Below are 21,980 nucleotides of genomic sequence, written 5' to 3' on the forward strand. Positions count from 1 at the left end.
GATTGGATCAGGTATGTCACACAATACCGTCCTTTCAACCGCCTTCCGATTTACAGATCCTGTTGTCTTATGACGGATCAATCGTTGAACTATTTTTGCTTACTGTTATAATATTCAGTCTCATCTTTGATCTCTTGATCCCCGCCTTGCGCTCTCCAATCCTTAACGAAGGTATCGAAGTAATCCAGCGGCTTTTTACCGAGAATGATCTGTGCTGCTGCTTCTTGAAACAGTGAACCATTCCACTGCAGCTCGGGTTTTGCAGCATTTTTACCTGGCGGCATGCCTGACAACAGTCTCTTGATACCTTCATTAGCCGCGATTTTGTATACGGATTCCATTTTATCAACGGCTTCCTGACTGCCCAATTGAACTTTTGCAATCTCTTTGTTAAATCCGACCAAATTAAACGTTGGTGAGCGCCAAAGTACTGTTTTGTCAGTTGTATCCTTTTGTTTGTCATACGCAATATTACTGCCGTCCTTCTTAAACGTTACATCTGGCAGGCCAAAATTGACAAACTCCTGTCCTTCTTGACTAGCGAGCCAATCGAACATTTTTACAATCGCTGCTGGATCTTTTGCTGATTTCGTCACCAGAAATGATTTGTTAATAGCTACAATCGCATCACCCGAATGTAACACACCAGGTGCTTTCGGCGTCGGAATTGCGATGACATTGGCCCCCAAGCCAGGAAGGGATTTATTCAATTTATCCTGCCAATCCCAAGCAAGTGCTGGCGCATGTACCCAGACTCCGACTAAATTATTCTGAATCTTCTGCTCCCAGACATTTCGTTTATTCGTCATAAACTCGCTGTCGATCAGCTTCTCATCCACCAGTGTCCGCAGAAATCCGAGCGCTTGCTTCATATTAGGGGTGACAATCCCTGGCATGACTTCTCCGTTGACCAAATTGGCCGTGTAATAGTCTGCACCGAACATGCTGAACACACAATCCAACCAATCGATTTTTTCGCGGGCGGAGATCGGAAGTTCGTCTGGCTTGCCATTGCCGTTTGGATCTTTGTCGCGGAAAGCCCGCAGCATATTCAAAAATTCATCCGGCGTTTTGGGCGGCGTCGTGATGCCGACCTTGTCCATCCAGTCTTTGCGGACATACATGATACGGTTTACATTCGCATTCCCCAACTGTCCTTCCGGTATTCGCATAATTTTCCCGTTAATCGTTACTTCGTCCCAAGCTGCTTGCGAAATACTTTTTTTCAGATTAGGCCCGTATTTGTCAATATATTCGTTTAAGGCAATCACTTGATTGTTCTTAATCAAATCAAAATCGTCTCCCCAGCTTTGAACCACATCAGGCATATCGCCGCTAGCAAACTTGATTCTCATCTGCTCCCCATACTGTGCATGAGGTAGAAACGACCAATCCAAATCGGTGTTCGTTTTTTGTGCCAGGTATTTGAACGTAGGATCGTCCATCACCTTACCGCCGGGAACAGGTTGGTTGCCATCGTCTCCGAACACGCGAATTTTGACCGGTGCAGCCCGGTTTAGCCGAGGCGCTTGCTTGCGTACTTGCTGGATTCGCACTTGAGCCACCTGCTTCTTTCCCCGTAGAGCACGCCGACAGGAGCAGGGTGGCAGCTGTCAACATGTACAGAGCTTTGATCCTATTCTTTTTGAAACCATTATCGAAACCCATTTTTTACCCTCCCTTATTTTGGTAATTATATCTGCAGGCGAAAGCCGACAAACCCCTTTACTCTTTGACAGAGCCAAGCGTGGCCCCTTTTACAAAATGCTTCTGCAAAAATGGATAAATCAATAAAACGGGAATGGTAGCCAGCACGATCGTGGCCATTTGCAGCGCGACCGGAAAAAGCTTAATACTAGCTTCAGCCGCCGCCCCACCCGCTAACGAATCAGAATCTCCATTTGCAATTAGTGCAAAGAGGTACATTTGCAGTGTTTGGTTGTTCCGGTCGTTTATAAACAGGAGAGGCCCATAGTAATTATTCCAATGTCCCACTGAATAAAACAACAGAAGTGTCATTACTATTGGCAAGGAAAGCGGCATCACAATGCTCCAAACCATACGGTATTCGCTCATCCCGTCCACTCGGGCGGCATCAAACAAATCCTCGGGGACCGAACGAAAAAACGTTATACATAACAGCATATTAAAAGCGCTAATTGCACCTGGCACCACCAATGCCCATATCGAATTCAATAAATGCAAGTTTTTAACTAACAAATACGTCGGAATAATCGGGGCTTGGAAGACCAATGTGAAAATAATCAACAGCATAAAAAACTTTCTTCCCTTAAGATTCGTTTTGGATAACGGATACGCTGTAATCATGGTGAAAAACATATTGATCGCAGTGCCAAGCAGAACAATTCTGATCGTCATCCAGCCTGATTTCCAAAAGGCGTAATTCCCAGCAACAAGCTTAATATTCTCAAAAGTCCCTTCTACGGGCCAAAATGTGACTTTACTGTGAATGAGTGCATTTGACGAGCTTAACGATCCTGAGACAACATGAATGATCGGAAGCATCGCAGTAAGCGTTATCAAGATCAGAAAGCTTACGTTTGAAACATCAAAGATCTTCTCACCAAGTGATTTTCTTATTTTCATTAGTAAGCCTCCTAGTACAATCCTTCGCCGGTGATTGCTTTGCTGGTTTTGTTAGCCATTATTAAAAGCGTAAATCCGATGATCGATTTGAATAGGCCAACCGCAGTTGCAATACTGAACTGCCCTGCCTGAATGCCTTGCCGATAAGCGTAGGTATCCAGTATTTCACCAACACGGAGCGTAGTCGGATTCAAAAATAAGTATACTTGTTCGAAGCCGACATCCAGCACATTGCCGGTTTTGATTAACAAAAGAATGACAATTGCAGGCAATATTCCCGGAAACGTCACATGTACAAATTGCTTCCAACGTCCAGCTCCATCGATTGTTGCCGCCTCATAGAGAGAAGGGCTAATCCCCGCCAGCGCCGCAAGGAAGATGATTGTATTCCACCCTACCTCCTTCCATACACCGGAACCAACAACCAGTGTTCGGAAATATTCTGGAGTTTGCAGGAAATTGACCGTATCTCCTCCCGCTAAATTTATGAAATGATTAACGACGCCTGTCTGGCTGGAGAATAGCATATACATCAACCCATAAACGATTGTCCAAGATAAAAAGTGAGGCAGGTAAATGAGTGTTTGTATCGTCCGCTTGAACGCCATATTTTTCAGTTCATTCAGCAAACAAGCTAGCAAAAGTGGCGCAGGAAACGCAAAGGCAATTTGATAAAAGCTTAAGATGATCGTATTGCTAAAAATTCGTTTGAATTGCGGAAACGTGAACAACTGCACGAACCATTGAAATCCAACCCAATCACTCCCTAAGAAACCCTTGAAAATATTGTAATCCTGGAATGCAATCACACTTCCGAGCAAGGGAATGTATTTAAAAATAACAAAATACAAAATTCCCGGTAAAAGCATGATGTACAACGGATGGTTTCTCATAAGGTATCGGGAAAACGACGATTTAACAACAACTCCTGAGGCATCTGACACTCCTGATGTAAACGATTCATGCTTTGTAGACATCGTACGGTTCAATCCATTCCACTCCTTTCTCTATCTGTCTGAATTTATTATAAGGAAAGCGAAACTTGTCGGATACAGGATAAGCTTTCGTTTTCACCCGACGATATTCGGGTGTTTGTTTTTCTGGAGTCACAATCGAATAGTCTATGCTATAATTCATGTGTCGTTAGGGTGTCCGCTTTCCGAATCTACCGTATAACGTAAAAGGAGACGATCAAGATCATGAATGATAAATTGATTCGGATTGAAGAACTGGACGAAAACATGCGGATAACAGAAGTCACAGAACAAGGATTGAAATGGATTTCCCCACATGACTTCACTTATATGGTCGCTGGATTGGCTTGGTACAAGCATGAAAGGTTATATCGCCGTCTTCCAGTCCAAGCGCAAATCTCCATTCCGTCTGCTGTAGACGCATTAGCTAATCATACGACTGGAGGGCAACTTCGTTTTCGAACAAATTCAACTAGCTTATCGATCCAGGTGACTCTCGATAGTCCTGCCTCTATGGATCATATGCCAGCTACAGGACAATGTGGCTTTGATTGCTATATTGAGAAGAATGAGCGTCTCCATTTCTGCAGTACGACTCGATTCGATCATACAAAGGACCATTATGAATCTGTTATGATGAAAGACATGACTGCGGAGATGAGAGAAATCGTGCTTAATTTCCCCCTTTATCAAGGCGTAAAGGAAATTCGATTAGGAATCGATTCACAAGCAACAATCGTGGCTCCAACTGCTTATTTAAACGAAGGAAAAGTTATCTTCTACGGTACTTCTATTACACAGGGGGGATGCGCCAATCGGCCAGGGATGGTTTATACAAATATATTAAGTCGAAGATTCCCGCTTGAGTTTATTAATCTTGGGTTTTCTGGAAATGGAAGAGGCGAGCCTGAAATGGCACAATTGATTTCGGAAATTGAACAACCTGCATGTCTGGTGTTAGATTACGAGGGAAATTGTCCAAGTGTTGAGGAAATGGCACGAACCTTACCCGAATTTATTCGTATCTACCGAAGCCTGCATCCAAAAGTACCTATTTTGGTTTTGACAAGACCATGTTTCGCCTCTGATACCTTTCAAGATGAAATCCTTCAGAAAAAATTAGCGATGATCCAAACACAAGCCCATATCGTCAACGATCTTCAAAGTGCTGGAGACGAACAGGTTTATTTTCAAAACGGAAGCGAGCTTTTCGGCTTGGATTTTGCAGAATGCACAGTAGATGGAGGACATCCGACTGACCTTGGCTTTCAACGGATGGCGGATAAGCTCACGCCTGTTTTGGCTGATATCCTTCGATTATCTGGTAGCTGTGTTACTCCTATAATTTAATATAATGATTTCATCATCGTTAATTTCAAAGAATGAGAAAAACTTCTATCGAAGTCCATCGAGGATGAGCGACCGCGTTTAGATGTTGTTTTTTTCGCCAATAAGAATTCGTTCTTCCGGGAACCCCGGAAACTTATAAATTCTTATGTGGTAAAAAAAGACACACGGTTCGGTGTGTCCGGAAATTATGATTCCATACGTTTTTTATAGTCCAGCGGACTTAAGCCGAAATGTTTTTTGAATATTTTCGTGAAATAGTCAACGTCTTCGTAGCCGACACGATTCGCGATTTCGTAAACTTTTAATGTCGAACTCAGCAATAAATCGCGTGAATGATTCATCCGTTCCGAAACGATATAGTGCCCAACGGTTATGTTCGTCTCCTGCTTAAACAAGGTGCACATATATGTTTTGTTGTGCGAGACGATGTCAGCTAAATCCTGCAAATTGATTTTTTCTCCATAATGGACATGAATATATTGTTTCATCGTATCAACAACTCGGGTCGACTGGTTGTCACGGACGCCGCGCATGACGGTCATCAGCTGATTGGCACCTTCCTCCAGCCTTCTGACCGCACATAAGCGAAAATAACTACGGATGGCATGAAGAGGCAGCAAATTGTCTCCAAGTCCCAAATCTTTACCCTCGTCCAACTCCAGTCGAAGCTTGTCCTTCGCCATCTCTTCGATTACCGTCTGCAGCCAAAGATTGGAAAGTGCATTTAGCAAATAATAACGTTCCGCAGCCCACCCTTCCAATAGATCAAGTGTTTCGACAATGAGCAGCGGCATCGTTTCTCCCCGCATTGTCTGGATATGTTCGATCCACCGTTCCATCCATGATCGGTTTAAAGGCAATTTACGCAATATCAATTGGGCAGCCTCGTAGTTTCGCTCCTGTATGATGCGATCCGTCGCCGAGCGTAAAGACTCATTAAAAGCTCGCGGATCAATTGGTTTTAAAATATAGTCAAGCGCGTAGAGCTTGATGCTGCGTTGAGCATATTGAAAATCGTCGTAACTGGACACGACCATACTCTTCATCCAAGGACAACGCACATTGATCTGTTCGATCAATTCTAATCCATCCATGGCCGGCATCCTGATATCCGTAATGCACAAGTCTGCGTAATAGTTATCGAGCCATTCCAACGCCTTGACACCGTTCGCGGCAGTTCCCGAAACGACAGTTGTATCGCTGTACTCCGCTACAGATTTAGACAAGCTGCTGCATATTAGCATGGAATCATCCACAATAAGTACTCGAATCATGTTTATACCACCTCCAAGGATCGATACGGAAACCGAATTATTATGCGTGTGCCGCCTTCTGGCAACAACCGTTCTATGGAAACACCCGTTTCCGATTCCGAATAAAACATTTTCAACCGATAGTGAACGTTCAGCACGCCGATCCGCGAAAGACGCATGTAATCTTGCTCTGTCTGTTCCAAACTCAAAGCATGCTGAATCGCATTCAGCCTTTCGTCGGTAAACCCAGTCCCGTTATCCTCGATTTCGATTTGGACATACCGATCCTTCCAACGAGTCGTCGAAATTCGAATAAACAAATGATCCCCCGTTACTTCATAAGCATGTTTAACGCTATTTTCAACAAATGGCTGAATAATTGCTTTGAGACATTGAGCATCTTCAACGGACTTGTCTTGTTCGAGATTGAACGAAACGTTGTCACCGTACAATATTCGAAGGATAAAAAGATAATTTTGCAGATGGTCAATCTCATACTTTAAAATAACGACCGTTTGCTGATAATTGGATGTGTACCGCAGCATGTTGGACAATGCAATCGTCGTCTGTTGAATGTCCGGTTGTCCGGCCAAATTAGCCATGGAATTAATTGACTCCAGCGCATTATATAAAAAGTGGGAATTGATTTGTGATTGCAAAGCAGATAATACCGCGTGCTGCTGAACAAGACGGGTCTCAGCAAGCTGATGAATGGAATCTTCAATTCGTTCTAGAAGCAAATTGTAGGCCGAAGCAAGCTCGGCAACTTCATCGATTCCACTCACCTGTGCGCGGACGTCGAAATGACCAAACTTCGTCCTTTTAATCGTCCTGCGCAGCTGCTTGAGTCGTCGCGTAATGGAATGAGAGATTAAATAAGCTAAAATCGAAGCAATCAGCAACCCGCCGATTGTAAGCGATAACGTCAAATAGCGGATGCTGGATATGCTTTTGGCCAAATCTCCGTAAGGTACGATGACAATAACCTTCCAATCGGTACCGGCAATCGTTTGATAAACGATCATTTGTTTCGATTCGGCGCGGTAATAAGAACCAGAGAGGCTGGAATGAATATGTTCAAAGATGTTTGGATCAAGCTTTGTATGGATTCGATTTGGATCGGGATAAGACACAATCGTTCCGAAATGATCAACAATCATGCCAAGTCCGTGTTCACCCAACTGGATTTCATCCAATATTTGCTGTGTAGCCAAAAGGGAAATATCAATGGCTAAATAACCGCTCTGTTCGGCAAAACGAAACTTTTGCGCATAAGTTAAAACGGGGATGCTCTTCGGCTTCCCCGCCTGGTCGGTATAGTATTCGTTCATGCCGTAATAACGTGAGAACTGTCCTGTCAGATCGATCGTATGCAGCCACGGTTCATTCTTCAACGAATAATAGGGCGCCAAAATCGATCCCCACATGTATTCGTTTCGGTAAATGCTTTCGTTTCCGTTATCATTGTAAAACTTGATGGACAACGTTTCTGGGTGATAGGTGGAAAAGGGCGTGATCCATCTCGTTTCTAACTTTTTGTAACGATCGAAGAGGTCATATTTATCATCGATGCCTGTCTTCAACCAGTCCTGAAACTCGCTGCTAGCGCTAATCGTGTGGAAGAACTGTTCGTTATCCCCAAAGTAGCGGCTCAGGTTCAGGTTCGCTTGCTTCAGGATCTGGTCACTGAAACGTACCACATCATTATTGATCGCCTCTGAACTTTTAACGAAACTGAATGTGCTGATCCCGGTCACCGTAAAAAAGATGATTGCGAAGATAATTAGAATAAGCTTCCATTCCAGTGAACTCCGGATCGCTTGAATCATACTCATTCCCTCTCCTGACAGGTGCCTGCAATTCCCAACTAGACAGGCGACAATTCCACTTTCTTCCTAATACTAAGTAGTAGTTTACAATGTGTCAATAAAACTATTATCCCACTGGTACAACTGCAAACGTAGTCTTATCCCCTTTCTTCTTCTCCACCATCGTTGGAATTTCGTCAATTTTCAGGACATCTACGACGCCACTTTCATTTTTAGTTAGAGTCAATGACAAAATCATACCCCGAATCGTATTCTCACTTTTTGTCAGCTTCGACGAAACGAAGTTACCTAAGGAGGACGCAGCAACTCGATTGCGCACCTTACCATCGTTGTCTTTCACTACGGTCTGAGATACTGGGTGCAGCACATGTGGATGTGAACCCAAGACTACATTAACACCTTGTTTAAAGAGGAACTGCATCAATTGCTTCTGATCTCTGCTCGGATACGTCTGATACTCTTTCCCGAAATGTAAGCATACTATGATGAAATCGGTTTTGTTTCTCAATTGGCGGATATCTGCAACCATCTTTCTTCGATCGAATGAATTCACCATCCATCGACGTGGAACAGATATGGCATTCGTCCCTTTGGTATAGGCCAATATACCGATATTCACCCCTTTTACAGACATAATCAGATGCTGATTAGCTTCATCAAGGGTACGTGAGGTACCCGTATGCTTGAGCCCGTGCTGATCGAGAACCTTCAACGTTCGCTTCAAGCCAGCTGAACCACCATCCAAACAGTGGTTATTGCAAGTAGTTAATACATGAAACCCTGCGTTTTTCAGCGTTGCTGCCAGTGCATCTGGGCAATTGAATACAGGGTATCCCGTTCTCGGATTCCTTCGTTCCATTGGACAATTACATTTGGGTCGGATTCCCATTCTGCCCAATTGCCTGTTCCCAGAGAAGGTCGTCTCCAGATTGCCAATCGTTAGATCATGGTTCATTAGATAAGGTTTAATGGGTTCAAAAATAGAATCAAACGAGTATCCGTCTCCTTGTTTAGCTGAGTCAATAATTTCACTTTTCATCAATAAATCTCCGACAGCGGCGATCGTTATTTGTTCCAACGCATTCCCTCCTCTCATGAGCACATTATTCGATGAAAGGGGTTGTTGATTGTACAATAGGCTGGACTTCGGAGTCTGCGCAGGTTGGGAAACTGGGGCTGAGGACTGGTGCCAGAGGCTGAGTGGAGGGGTTGGGGTTGGGGTTGGGGTTGGGGTTGGGGTTGGGGTTGGGGTTGGGGTTGGGGTTGGGGTTGGGGACTGATGCTAGTGTTAGAATGTTGCCGGATGCTGATACTGGTGCTGGGTGCTAGTTACTGAGGCTAGGTGCTGAGGCTGGGGCTGGGGCCGGATACTGAGGCTATGTGCTGGGTGCTGGTGACTGATGCTGAGGTTAGGTGCTGGAAGTTGTCACACCTAGTTACAAGGTATTTAGCGATGTTAATCATCGTTAAATATGGAGATTCCCCTATCTCACACACTTTAGCAATGAAAAACATCACTATGGCGCGGAAACCGGGCTAATTAGCTTGATTCCACTCATTTAAGGTTGTTTTATATCGTTAACGAAATACATTTCTATCCCGTTCAAACTTTAGTGATGAAAAACATCATTACGGTACGTAAATCCTGCAACCCAGCCCGCGTTGCCAGTCGGACGTCACAAAAAAATCCAAACAAATTCACTACAAGAACATACCCTTAACCCGCAACTAGACATAGATAGTATTCCAAATTTCCCTAATGCCAAATTGAATTCCGAGCCTCTCTAAAAAAAAAGAAAAACCCCCATTTCCACTGAGGCCACTGAAAAAGTAAAACCAAACAAAGGTGTAGTATTCTCGCGAAAAATGTGAGGAGACTGCACCTTTTTCTTGTATACTTTTATTATCATTGGAATAAGGGTGAGTCGAGTGATCCAAAAACAACAAACTTTGCTGTTAAGTCCTTATGTTGAACTCTATAATTTGATTGTGCCTAAGGATAATTTGCTTCGACAAATAAATGAACTCGTGGATTTTACATTCATATACGAAGAACTTCAGGTAAATTACTGTCTCGATAATGGTCGTAATGCCATTGATCCAATCCGAATGTTTAAATACTTGTTGTTGAAAGCTATTTTCGATTTGTCCGATGTGGACATTGTTGACCGTTCTCGTTACGATATGTCCTTCAAATATTTTCTTGGAATGGCGCCAGAAGACCCTGTTATGGATCCTAGTTCCTTGACCAAATTTCGCAAACTTCGTTTGAAAGACATGAATTTGCTGGATTTGCTCATTCAGAAAACTGTGCAACTTGCCACCGAAAAGGGAATTATTAAGAGCAAGGCTATTATTGTTGATGCCACCCACACCAAAGCGCGTTACAACCAGAAGTCTCCTCAAGAAATCTTGCAGGATCGGGCACGTAAGGTGCGCAAAGCTCTCTATATGATAGATGAAAGCTTAAAGGGCAAGCTCCCAGCCAAAAATACCAATGCAGATTTGAAAGATGAGATCAGTTATTGCCAAAAACTCATACATACCGTAGAAAATGAGCTAGGTATTGCTTTAGTGCCCAAACTTCAAGAGACCCTCAACATGTTGAAGGAAACCGTTCTAGATGATGTAGAGCAGCTTCGAATTTCAGAAGATGTTGACGCACGGGTTGGGCACAAGAGTGCGGACTCCGCTTTTTTTGGGTACAAGACACATCTGGCCATGACCGAGGAACGAATTATTACAGCAGCCATCGTTACAACAGGTGAAAAGAACGACGGTAAGCAACTACAAGAACTCATTGAAAAAAGTAAAGTGGCAGGCATGGATGTCCGAACAGTGATCGGCGACATGGCGTACTCGGAGAAGGACAATCTCATCTACAGCAATACAAACCATATTGAATTAATAGCCAAACTGAATCCCGTGGTTACCCAGGGAAACCGGAAAAAAGAAGAGGAGTTTGAGTTTAACAAAGACGCAGGTTTGTATGTTTGCAAAGCAGGTCATTTGGCGACGCGAAAAGCGAGGCAGGGGAAAAAAGGTGTCAGCAAGAACCAAGTGACTACCTATTATTTTGATGTGTCGAAATGTAAGCGATGTCCTCTTCGGGAAGGGTGTTACAAGGAAGGAGCCAAGTCAAAGAGCTACTCCGTCAGCATAAAGTCCGACGAACATTCCGACCAAATGGCATTTCAAGAGAGTGAAGATTTCAAAGCGAAGTCGAAAGAACGCTACAAAATTGAAGCGAAGAACAGTGAATTGAAGCACAGACACGGGTATGATGTAGCCACTTCCGCGGGTCTATTAGGTATGGAACTTCAGGGAGCAATGGCGATTTTTGCGGTGAATCTAAAACGAATCTTGAAGCTAAATGATTAAAATTGAAAGTCCCAAAAGGCCAAAAACAGCGAAAGAAGACATCGACCACTTAGGAGGATGTCTTCTTTTTTCTGTAAATGAACCACCAATTAAACTAAAAGGCTAGTTCTTCAGTGGCCTCTTTCCACTTCAGGTGGATTTGGAGGTTCCATTTCACTGACTCGATTGCTCTTTGCCCATTCGGCGTCTGGCTAGCCCAGTCGCCATGCGTCATCCTTTAGCGCTGCCCCGTCTGCGCCATCAACCCGCTCGGAAGCTTGGCATCCCAATCATCGGGAAGTTGCAGGCCTAGGGCAGACAGCACGACGGCAGCCGTGTCCATGATAGTCATGCCAGCTAAATCAGCCTCTGAGAGAACGCCAGGACCGCGGCAGCCCCAGAAAATCGTCATGTCCTTCGGATGATCGCTGCCATGATTGAAGGCATCTAAGCCCCCGCCGCCATGATCCGTCGTTACAATAATCAGACTGTCTTCCAGCATTCCTGCATCTAGAATGGCTTTACTGATCTCACCGATTTGATTGTCTGCACGCGAGATCGCCTTTAAGTACTCCTCGGTGCCATACCCATGCCGATGGCCGGCAGCATCCACATCATCCAACTGAACGAACAGCAGCTCAAAATCCGGGTTGTTATGGATATACGCGGCAATGGCAGGAATCAATTCTTCATCCGGTGCAGCGTATTTATAAACCGCATCGTTCTCTTCAATGATTCCGGTCTGGATCGGTTTCCATGAGACGAAGGAAGCCACCTTACTGTTAGGCCTGGCTTCACTTATGATTTGAAATAAGGAAGGCGCTGCCGAGACAGATGGGTAGTTCCGTTCCATTTTAATATTCAAATGGGACTCATGCTTCTCCGGCGTTACGCCATGCAGCAGAGAACCCCAGCATTCCCCGCTATTGGAGGGAAATACGGTCTGCGCATGATCCGTCCTGGCTCCGCCAAGGAGGAGCACATCGATATACGGCGTATCCGCTTCGCTGACGAATGCCCCCGCCCCATCTATGCCAAGAATGATGACTCTTTTGACTGCCATTGTAGATGCCATTGTCAATCCCTCCAATTACAAGTTATCCCAAATCCGGCGCATCCGTCAGCTCAATGACCGGCTTCTCTGTATGATGTAATTCAAATACGATAATTTCATTGCGTCCTGTCCGCAGTAAAGGCGCCGGCAGATACAAAGTTTGCTGCGGCCCTTTCTCCCAATAACGGCCCAAGTTAAACCCGTTAATCCAGACTACGCCTTTCGACCAGTTGTCCAAACGAACGAACGTGTCCCCCGCTTCTTCCACGGTGAATTCCCCTCGATAAAAGGCAGGGCGATCATTCCGTTCACTCACCTCAGCGGAGCGTCCAAATGGAATCGCCGACAAATCGTCCAGTGGGAGTGGATATATCGTCCAATCAAACAAGAACTGATTGTTCATTCGCACACCCTCTGTAATGCCTTTATAGTCCTTTAATTTTGGACCATAATTGACGCGCCCCATGTTCTCGACCACAATGTCCAGCTTCGCACCTTGAGCGGGAATGTCCATCGGGAGTGGACGCGCATCCCATCTTTCCACCGTACCTTGATAGACACCATCCAAGAAGACTTGCGCACGGTCATGTACCTCCTGCAGGTGCAGCTTTTCACCGGTGCGCGGCCCCGACACGTGCGTGGAATAAACGATGAATCCATAGCTTTGACCGAGCTTCTCCATCGGTTCCGGGTAAACGCGCTTCACGGACTCTGAGAGAAGCGGCAAATGGTCAAGCATATCTGCTTTTTCAGTCAAAGTGATACGACCATAGCTTTTCTTCTTCATGGGTCCAGGTAATTCTGGGAAATCCTTCACATCTTTGCCTAGATAACCTGCGATGACGCTACGAACAGCTCTATATTTCTCCGTCTCATCTCCGCATTCGGACAAAGGAGAATCATAGTCGTAGCTGGTGATGGTCGCTTCATATTTATCACCATAGTTCGCTCCGTTGTAGAAGCCAAAGTTCGTCCCACCGTGGAACATGTAGAAATTCACTGAGGCGCCAGCGCGAAGCATACGGTCGAATACGTCCGCAACATCGCCCGCATCACGCGTGTGGTGAGGCTTCAACCAGTGATCAAACCAACCGTTCCAGTACTCCATGCAAACGAGCGGCTCATCAACACGATACTCGCGAAACTTATCAAAAGCTTCCTCCGGCTTAGAACCGAAGTTCACCGTGGCCAGCGTGCCTGGAACCGTCCCGCCCTGCAGCATGCCGTCCTCCGGACCGTCAGACGTAAACAGCATAACATCTACACCGCGTTTGATGAGTCCATCCCGCAAATACGTTAAGTACGCTGTGTCATTGCCGTAGCTGCCATATTCATTTTCAATCTGCATCGCGATGATGGGTCCGCCATTTGTGCTAAGCAGCGGGACCAATAGCGGGATCAGCGCGTCATAGTATCGGTCGACTTTCTCCAAATAAGCCCGATCCATGCAGCGAAGCCTCATGTCCGGATATTTCAACAGCCATGCCGGTAATCCGCCAAACTCCCACTCCGCACAGATATAAGGGCTCGGTCTCAAGATCACATGCAGCCCCAGCTCGCCAGCCTGCCGAATGAATCGCTCTACGTCCGCAATGCCAGCGAAATTAAAAACATTTTCCTCCGGCTCATGCAAATTCCAAGGCATATACGTCTCGACGGTATTAAACCCGCAAGCTTTGAGCTTCAATAAACGATCTTCCCAATAGTCAGGCACGACGCGAAAATAATGGATGGCTCCAGAGATGAGTTGAATAGGCTTTCCATCTAAAAGAAACTGCTTATTTTGGGCTTGTAAATTGGCCATGTTTATCCCTCCGACTGATGAATGCAATAATGTATGAATGATCTAATCATCGCTGAAAATGCGCCTAATCCTCAATCTCCAAATGGAGCATTTTCTATACCAAACGTGCCAACTCAGTGTTATGATTGAAGATACAGCGATGACATACGGAAGGAGCCCTTCATGGATGATTTGTATCGTTTTCCCAATATGATCAATACTTTACAAGTTGTAGGATGCCACTTTGGCTTACAGCCCCCTGGATGGAACTACCCTAGGCATCATCATCATTTGTTTGAACTGCTTTACTGCTCGGAGGGTGAAGTTGTGCAAGAAATGAACCGTGAATCCATCACCATGAGGCAAGGAGACTGGCTGCTGATCAAATCCGGCGTGAGGCATCAATCCTTAAATAGCGCCACCACACATTACGGCTATTTTAATGTGCATTTCGATCTCGATGATACTGAAATACGCAGCCTGCTATCGACTACTCCTTATCGGCACATTCATCGTCAGGTTGCGGAGCAAAGCAAGCTTCAGTTCTACGTAAGCGAACTAGAGGCTATCATGCATCGCAATCGGACGGAGGACGTGAAACAAGAACAACACTATCTGCGCTTCGAGGACAAACTGCTGCTACAGTCTTACACCCTGCTTATCATACATGACGTGCTAAACTTGATTCGCGAACACGACTCACTAAGTAGACATGAGCCAACGACGGACAAAGACGCCTCCTTGTTCACTGCTGATGTCGCCCACGCAATTGAAGAAAAGCTGTCGCTCGGTGTATGCGAGGAGGCGTCCGTCGCGGGGGTCGCGAAAGAGCTGAACCTGAACCGCAGTCAATGCAGCAAGCTCTTCTCCAAAGTCTACGGACTATCGCCGCGTCAGTATGTCAGCCGGCAAAAGCTGAACCTAGCCAAAGAGCTGCTCGTCACAACCAATTTGCCGATGACCGACATTGCGGAGAAGCTCGGCTTCCATTCGGCCAGCCACTTTTCGCGGCAGTTCCGGCGTTGGACTGGCCTGTCGCCAAGTGAATTCAAGCCGAAGCATCATGCCACACAGCAGCCGCTTGTACTGTAGCGGAAATAGGGCGAACACCACTCGAATGCCAGGATACGCGGAACTAGGAGACGCTATTTTGGTCAAAACCACTAAAATGCCAGGGTACGCGGAACTGGGAGACGCTATTTTGGTCAAAACCACTAAAATGCCAGGGTACGCGGAACCACAGGACGTTATTTCGTTATTTTTGCCTCCGGATCTTACTTTTTCACTAAATAATGGATCCTCGTTCCGCAAATCCCATTTTCAACGTATTTATCACGAAATAGCGTATCGTCGTTCCTCTTCAACTGTATAAAAGGCTATTTTTCAACTTGCGCACCCTTCCGTTTCCTCTAATAATCGGGTAGGAGGCTATCCATTAATTGAATAGCCGACCTCCCACACCACCGTACGTACCGTTCGGTATACGGCGGTTCCTAAGTTTACGCAGTGACTTGTCGATAATAATCTGAAAAGAATAAGAATCCGAGTCCTTTGATCGTGTTATTTCCGAGGGATTTGTTGAGGATTGGGCTATTGGAGGTTCTCCAATAGCTCTTTCTTGTGTTGGCGTACTCCCATGCTTTCTGTTTCTGGATTCCGAGTGATTGCAACATTGCGAACTTTGTCTTCACTCGTTTCCATTGTTTCCAGTAGATCATGCGGATTCGCCTTCTCATCCATTCGTCCGTAGTTTGGAGCAGTTTCTTCATGTCGGCTATTTTGAAATAGTTGACCCATCCCATTATGTAGCGTCTAAGTTTCTCCACACGATCTTCATTTCCTACTCCATTACTTCTGGATGTAAGTTCCTTTATTTTAGCTTTCATCTTTGCAATGGATTTCGTGTGAATTCTGACCCTTGTTTCTCCATTTCGCGGATAGAATGAGAATCCAAGAAATTTGACTCTCGTCGCCTCGTCCACTACCGTTTTCTCCCGATTCACTTTGAGAAATAACTTCTTCTCGATGAAAGGAAGAATGTTCTCTAGTGTCCGCTCGGCGCTCCTTCTACTTTTGCAAAAGATGAGAAGGTCGTCCGCGTATCGCACAAACTTATGATCGCGGCTTTCCAACTCCTTATCCAGCTCGTTTAGCATGATGTTGCTCAGTATTGGACTTAAGTTTCCGCCCTGCGGCACGCCAACTTCGGATTCCTCAAAGTGATGTTTCACGATGACGCCAGCTCTCAGATACTTATGTATGAGCGAAATGACTCGCCCGTCTTTGATGGTTCTCGATAGCACTTCGATGAGCTTATTTTGGTTAACCGTGTCAAAGTATTTCTCTAGGTCCATGTCGACTACATATTTGTATCCTTCCTCTATGTTATTTTGGCTTCTCCTGATGGCATCGTGTGTGCTCCGCTTGGGGCGGAATCCGAAACTGTTCTCTGAGAACTGCTTCTCGTAGATGGGTGTAAGTATTTGGGCAATTGCCTGCTGGATAACTCGGTCCACGACGGTCGGGATTCCTAGATTTCTTTTCTTTCCGTTCTCTTTCGGTATTTCTACCCTTCGAACGGCATTCGGACGATAGTTTCCGTCCAGAATGGACTGCCTGATGTTCTCTCCGTTCTCTTTGAGATATTGCAGAAGTTCATCTACTTTCATCCCGTCGATACCATGAGAGCCTTTATTCGCTTTGACCTTTTTGAACGCTTGGTTCATGTTGTCTCTGCTAACGATTTCCTCAAGCAGTCCCTTCTTCGACTCGTTTGCGTTGGTGTTGCCTGTTTCAGTTATCCTCTCAGGATTGTGCACTCCCGCATATCCTTCATGTTCCGCATTATCTTTCTGCTTGGAGCCTTCTGCTCGAAGTTGGCTGCCCTTTATTCCTGTATTGGTAACTTTCATTGACTAACACCTCCTAAGGTTCAGCCCTTCCCTCATGTCGTCGACTACATCAGGTACTATGGCCTCTGCTGACTTCTCATGATAAATCTTATTTCAACCGTGATTCGAAATGATCTTCTCACGTCCATGAGATCTCCCACGGTAAGACGATTCACTTTCCTTCCATGTACCCACATCATTTACATTGGTATGTCCGTGTAGTTATTGGACTTCGTTTTGTTATGCAAACTCATCCCATACCTTATGCCTGATAATGTTCGTGTTCCTTGGGTCGGAATTTTTGCCTCCAGCTTCCTTCAGATTCCACCTTACGATGGACACCCTTGCTCTTGGCTAGTGGTTGGTAACTACAAACCCCCACAGTGGACTTTCACCACCTAGTTAATCGCCATGCGTGGCGCACATAAAAACGCCCGCAAACCTCGAAGTTTGCGGGCGTTCTCGCGTTTTCACTCCTGTGTCACGGTTTGCGGGCGTTCTCGTGTAGTTTACTTCAGTGCCGCGCCTAGGTCCGGCGTTGGTCCTACAACTTCGTTAATCACGACGCTTTGGGATTCTGGTTCCCACTGCACATTGGCTTTCAGCGCTTCACTAATGAAGCGTGCTGGCACCATCGTGGACCCATTGAAGACTTCTCCAGCCACTTCTAGATCAACGACTTGTCCATTCACAAAGGCTTTACGAACACCTATCACAAGCTTCACTGTGACACCATCTTTCACTACGGTAATCGAGTTATCTTCTGGATTCCAAGTCACGGTAGCCTGCAAGGCTTCAGCAATCGCTCGGAAAGGGACTAACGTATTCCCATCCTTAATAAATGGCGGGACCTCAAAGTTTGGTTCAAGGCCATTAACGTAGGCTTTGATACCTAATTTCCCTTTTTTGCTATTCAGTGCTCCTAGCTTTTTGTATACACTCAGGTTCGCTGAGTCTGATTTAACGACTTCTTTCTGAATATCGGCCGCTGTGTCCAGATCCCCGCTATTCTCTGCCTCAATAACGGCATCTGAGAGAATTGAGCTAATATTTGTCGAATCACTTAACTGCAAATTGTACTTTTCCAGCAGCTTGGAAATGACGGCACCAGCAGGACGATCTTTAACGTTCTCGTATGCGTTTTGTAAACCTTTATACCCTTTATGTCCATGAGAGCCGTAGGTAGATGAAGTCACCGATTCATGTTCTTCAGAATCCTTCTTTTCCTTCTTCTCCTTCAGCTTCACATCCACTTGATCTTTAGAACTTGTACTTGTACTTGTACCTGTACCTGTACCTGTACTCGAATGATTCGGACCTTTATCATACTTAGGCTCTGCATATGCCGCAGAACTTAATAAAGTGCCCAGAACAGCTATCGAAACCACAATGTTAAGTTTCCATTTCATGCTTTACACGCTCCCAGAATAATCTGTCGTTTTTTGTTGGTTCACTCATTATACCCAATAAACGGACAACTTTCTGTGTCACAGCACACAAAATGGCACTTTCATTCTTGCCTTATTCACCTTTCCTGAACTGCCCTGGTGTAATCCCCTCATAGCGTTTAAAAACCCTGATAAAGGTATTACTATTCGAGAAACCGACCTTCTGCGTAATATCCGTAATCGTATCATCGGTCTCCGTCATCAGCTGCTTAGCCAGCTGGACTCGCTGTTTATTGACGTAATCAATAAATGTTTCCCCAGACTGCTCCTTGATGAACCGCGATAAATACGGCGCATTGACTTCAAACTTCAGAGACAGCGACGTCAGGCTCAAATCCATATCCGCCAAATGCTCATCAATATAGCTCAGCACTTGATCCTTCAGATTCGTATTGTGACTTTTCTTCTTGGAATCGACGTAGTCACAGACCGTTTTCAAAAACTTATAAATTTCATCTTCAATTTCCACGAAAGACTCGCACTGGGTCAATTGCTTAATGAGCGCATGCTTTTCAACCGCCAGTTCATTAGGACCCTGATCCAAATGCTCAATAGCCTTCAAGATCGTGCCAATCAGTTCAAACATGAGAAGCTTGCCGAGCTGCAGCGACAACGTGCCGTCCGACACATTCGTTACGATCAGTTCACTGACGGCCTCCATGGCCTCCTCGTACTGCCCGGTTCTAATATGATTGATCAGCTGCCGCTCCATTTCCAGCGGATAATACAGCTCATTCTTCGGTCGTTTGATCCGATCAAAAGGTATGATTTGGCTTGGACCAATGACGAATTTATACTCAAGCGCCTCCAGCGCCTCATCGAATCCTTGGGGGATTCCGGTCAAAAGTGGATGGATATCACTGATGCCTATCGTCAGCTGAATATAAAATTTCCCCTGAATAATGAACTGCGCCTCTTGCGCAATCTCAATTAAATCCTGCTTCGTCCGAACTTCATCGTCATTCTGAATATTAACTAGAAAAGCAATCATACCGTCCACTTCGGTCGTGTACACCGTATGTTTTCTGCGAATCAGCTCTTCCGTAATGTTCGTCACGATATAATAAACATACTGCAATTTCGACTCCGCATCGCGCGACCTATTATCATTAAACAAAGCATCATAGTCGCCGATATGAAACAGTAAGACGGCAAAACGGTTCGTCTCGAACCGCAGGTCAAACGATTCCATCGATTGCGCGAGTGCCGAACCGCTCTCGACTCTGCCTTTGAGCAGTCGCGCCAGAAAATGGCTGCGCAGCACATCTTGCTGCTTCTGGATGGTTCGGTTTGCCGTAACCTGCAAAGCTTCATTTTCCGACATGAAGGACTGGAGCAGTGAGAATTCATTTCCAATCCCTTCGATATTGGACTTCACCTTCGGAGAAACTAAATCCACCATGCGGCGGATCGGCATATAATGTCTTCGCGTCAGCCAGATAGACATCGGACCACCGACAAAAACACACAGAAATAAACCCGCATAAATCCAGCTGCGCAATTGACTTACTTTCGCTGAATAAATTTTCGTAGGAACGATGGACACATACTTCCATTCATTTTCAACCGAAGAAACGTAAGAAACCGTTACCTCTTCATTGCCCCATTTTTGACTAAATGACCCTTCCGCTGAGTTGATCTGCTCGAAATTAATATCAGAGACATGATCCGAATCACCTGCAGCCATGAGCATTTTGTTCGTGGAATCGAGTATCAACACACTGCCAGCTTGGGCAATCTGGATATTTGAGATAGCTGCTTTCAAACGCTCTGCGTTCAGCATGACAACAAGTGTTGCCGGCGCTTCGCTGGCATTCTGAATCGGCAGTGACTGCATGTAAACCATGTCATCGTCAGCGAATTGAAGGAAATTTCCATAGTAGATTTTCTCCATACTGTCGCTCCACTGCTTCATGGTGATGCCTTTATCTCCTGCATGGAGCAATTGGAAAAGGAGCTCATCTTGATTCATTGTCGATGTCGTAACCCCGAAATGCCCTTTTTTCATATAGACATATAAATCGTTAATATCCCCATTCGAGGCGGCATACGAACGAAGTGAAGTGATCAGATCCAGTGTATCGATTTTGACTTGCGTACTGTTGAAATCAGATTGATTAACATACTTAATGACTTTAGGATCGAGGGAAAGCTGGAGACCCATCCGCTTAATATCTTTGAACTGATTGTCCAGCGATTGCTTCACCTGGTTAAGCAGCGCTTTGTTGGATCGAATGACCTCCGAGTTCAATAAATGCTGCGACTGAAAAAGAACCAACATCGTGATGACGATGGGAATACATAGAATGGTTAAGTTCGAGTAAAGCCAAAATAAAAATACGCTCCGCTTCACAAAAAAGTCCTCCCTTACTCATGCTGTATGCAGTATTATCCCATCTTCAACAGCGCAAGTACAATCTACGATTTTTGTATCATCATCATTTTTAGTGATTCCCTCACAGAAAGTGGAAAAAACCAAATATCCCGCCCCCTTTTGAAGATCCAAAAGAGAACAGGTTTGGTCGTTATTCTTTAAGTGCGCCAACCATGACGCCTTTCACAAAATATTTCTGTAAAAAAGGATAGGCAATCAGAATCGGCAATGTAGCCACCATGATCGTTGCGTATTTAATGCTTTCCCCAATCGCTTGCGTGTCGTTCGCATTCCCCGTTCCCGTGGTCATCGAATCCGTGCTGTTCTGCACCAGAATTTCTCGAAGAATCAGCTGCAGCGGGAACTTCTCCCGATCGTGTAGAAACAGCATCGCATTAAACCAGGAATTCCAGTGGGCTACGCCATAATAAAGCACCATTACGGCAATAACAGGCATGGACAGCGGCACTACAATCTGGAACAAAATGCGCCATTCACCTGCGCCATCGATCTTAGCTGATTCCATCAAACCCTCAGGGATCGCTTCGAACGAAGTTCGCATAATAATCAAGTTCCATGTACTGATCGCCACGGGTAAGATGAGTGCAAGGTAGCTATTTCCCATGTGCAGATAGTTGTTGATTAACAAATAGGTCGGAATCAATCCGCCGCTGAAATACATCGTAAACACGATACAGATCATCAGGAACTTCCGCATCACGAACTTTCTGGACAGCGCGTAGGCCCCAAGCGTAGTAAAAAACAGATTAACCGCCGTACCCACAATCAAGATGAGCAGCGTATTCCCATATCCGGTCAAAATGTTGGGATTCGCAATTACTTTCTGAAAAGCACCGAGATTAAACCCCAGCGGTTTCAACAACAAGCCCGAATGCTGGATTAGCAAATTGGAATCGCTGATGGACGCCATGAACACATAGTAGAACGGGTATAACGTACAGACGATAAGCAATATCATAAGAATCGCATTACCGATATCGAATAGACGCTCAGTTGCGCTTAATTTCATCGTTAGTTCCTCCTGAGAGCTTTTCAT

General features: G+C 45.2%; 17 protein-coding genes. 5 read left to right on the top strand and 12 right to left on the bottom strand.

Annotated elements, in window-relative coordinates:
* Positions 1-89: 89 nt before the first annotated feature.
* The 3 genes from ACBP55_RS34540 to ACBP55_RS34550 form a co-directional block, all read right to left on the bottom strand.
* The gene (locus ACBP55_RS34540) at positions 90-1,556 is read right to left on the bottom strand and encodes an extracellular solute-binding protein (RefSeq protein ID WP_464648176.1); all 1,467 of its coding nucleotides are present in this window, start codon (positions 1,554-1,556) and stop codon (positions 90-92) included.
* A 169-nt stretch (positions 1,557-1,725) separates the two neighbouring features.
* A complete protein-coding gene (locus ACBP55_RS34545; protein WP_464648177.1) occupies positions 1,726-2,607 on the bottom strand; it encodes a carbohydrate ABC transporter permease in 882 nt (293 codons plus the stop codon).
* Positions 2,608-2,618: 11 nt separating this feature from the next.
* Positions 2,619-3,596, bottom strand: coding sequence for an ABC transporter permease (locus ACBP55_RS34550; protein ID WP_464648178.1), 978 nt, complete (start codon positions 3,594-3,596; stop codon positions 2,619-2,621).
* A 210-nt stretch (positions 3,597-3,806) separates the two neighbouring features.
* Between ACBP55_RS34550 and ACBP55_RS34555 the strand changes: the two genes are divergently transcribed.
* Positions 3,807-4,931: an SGNH/GDSL hydrolase family protein gene (locus ACBP55_RS34555; RefSeq protein ID WP_464648179.1), complete on the top strand. Its 1,125-nt coding sequence runs from the start codon at positions 3,807-3,809 to the stop codon at positions 4,929-4,931.
* Positions 4,932-5,116: 185 nt separating this feature from the next.
* On the opposite strand, the gene ACBP55_RS34560 is transcribed toward ACBP55_RS34555, so the two are convergent.
* The 3 genes from ACBP55_RS34560 to ACBP55_RS34570 form a co-directional block, all read right to left on the bottom strand.
* Complete coding sequence (locus ACBP55_RS34560; RefSeq protein WP_464648180.1) at positions 5,117-6,205, bottom strand: response regulator; 1,089 nt, start codon at positions 6,203-6,205, stop codon at positions 5,117-5,119.
* Positions 6,206-6,207: 2 nt separating this feature from the next.
* Positions 6,208-8,019, bottom strand: a complete 1,812-nt coding sequence (locus ACBP55_RS34565) for a sensor histidine kinase (protein WP_464648181.1) — start codon at positions 8,017-8,019, stop codon at positions 6,208-6,210.
* Between the two features lie 100 nt (positions 8,020-8,119).
* A complete protein-coding gene (locus tag ACBP55_RS34570) occupies positions 8,120-9,091 on the bottom strand; it encodes a CapA family protein (protein ID WP_464648182.1) in 972 nt (323 codons plus the stop codon).
* Between the two features lie 49 nt (positions 9,092-9,140).
* Here ACBP55_RS34570 and ACBP55_RS34575 point away from each other — a divergent pair, with 49 nt between their 5' ends.
* Together ACBP55_RS34575 and ACBP55_RS34580 are read left to right on the top strand one after the other, a co-directional pair.
* A complete protein-coding gene (locus tag ACBP55_RS34575) occupies positions 9,141-9,293 on the top strand; it encodes a hypothetical protein (protein ID WP_464648183.1) in 153 nt (50 codons plus the stop codon).
* A gap of 649 nt (positions 9,294-9,942) precedes the next feature.
* Entirely contained in the window at positions 9,943-11,394 is a 1,452-nt protein-coding gene (locus ACBP55_RS34580) for an IS1182 family transposase (protein ID WP_464644886.1), read from the top strand.
* A gap of 217 nt (positions 11,395-11,611) precedes the next feature.
* Here the strand turns inward: ACBP55_RS34580 and ACBP55_RS34585 are convergent, their stop codons facing one another.
* Together ACBP55_RS34585 and ACBP55_RS34590 are read right to left on the bottom strand one after the other, a co-directional pair.
* Positions 11,612-12,448, bottom strand: a complete 837-nt coding sequence (locus ACBP55_RS34585; protein ID WP_464648184.1) for an alkaline phosphatase family protein — start codon at positions 12,446-12,448, stop codon at positions 11,612-11,614.
* 22 nt (positions 12,449-12,470) lie between these two features.
* Complete coding sequence (locus ACBP55_RS34590; protein WP_464648185.1) at positions 12,471-14,231, bottom strand: glycoside hydrolase family 35 protein; 1,761 nt, start codon at positions 14,229-14,231, stop codon at positions 12,471-12,473.
* A 162-nt stretch (positions 14,232-14,393) separates the two neighbouring features.
* Between ACBP55_RS34590 and ACBP55_RS34595 the strand changes: the two genes are divergently transcribed.
* Together ACBP55_RS34595 and ACBP55_RS34600 are read left to right on the top strand one after the other, a co-directional pair.
* Positions 14,394-15,302 (top strand): AraC family transcriptional regulator, encoded by a 909-nt coding sequence (locus ACBP55_RS34595; RefSeq protein WP_464648186.1) that lies wholly within the window; start codon positions 14,394-14,396, stop codon positions 15,300-15,302.
* A 58-nt stretch (positions 15,303-15,360) separates the two neighbouring features.
* Positions 15,361-15,582 (top strand): hypothetical protein, encoded by a 222-nt coding sequence (locus ACBP55_RS34600; protein WP_464648187.1) that lies wholly within the window; start codon positions 15,361-15,363, stop codon positions 15,580-15,582.
* Positions 15,583-15,709: 127 nt separating this feature from the next.
* Here the strand turns inward: ACBP55_RS34600 and ltrA are convergent, their stop codons facing one another.
* The 4 genes from ltrA to ACBP55_RS34620 all read right to left on the bottom strand — a co-directional run bounded on the left by ltrA (position 15,710) and on the right by ACBP55_RS34620 (position 21,953).
* A complete protein-coding gene (ltrA, locus tag ACBP55_RS34605; protein ID WP_464648188.1) occupies positions 15,710-17,122 on the bottom strand; it encodes a group II intron reverse transcriptase/maturase in 1,413 nt (470 codons plus the stop codon).
* A gap of 488 nt (positions 17,123-17,610) precedes the next feature.
* On the bottom strand, positions 17,611-18,510 hold the full coding sequence (locus ACBP55_RS34610; RefSeq protein WP_464648189.1) for a copper amine oxidase N-terminal domain-containing protein: 900 nt from the start codon (positions 18,508-18,510) through the stop codon (positions 17,611-17,613).
* 112 nt (positions 18,511-18,622) lie between these two features.
* A complete protein-coding gene (locus ACBP55_RS34615) occupies positions 18,623-20,902 on the bottom strand; it encodes a helix-turn-helix domain-containing protein (RefSeq protein ID WP_464648190.1) in 2,280 nt (759 codons plus the stop codon).
* Between the two features lie 172 nt (positions 20,903-21,074).
* Positions 21,075-21,953: a carbohydrate ABC transporter permease gene (locus ACBP55_RS34620; protein ID WP_464648191.1), complete on the bottom strand. Its 879-nt coding sequence runs from the start codon at positions 21,951-21,953 to the stop codon at positions 21,075-21,077.
* Positions 21,954-21,980 lie beyond the last annotated feature (27 nt).

The sequence above is a fragment of the Paenibacillus sp. WG02 genome (assembly GCF_055396115.1).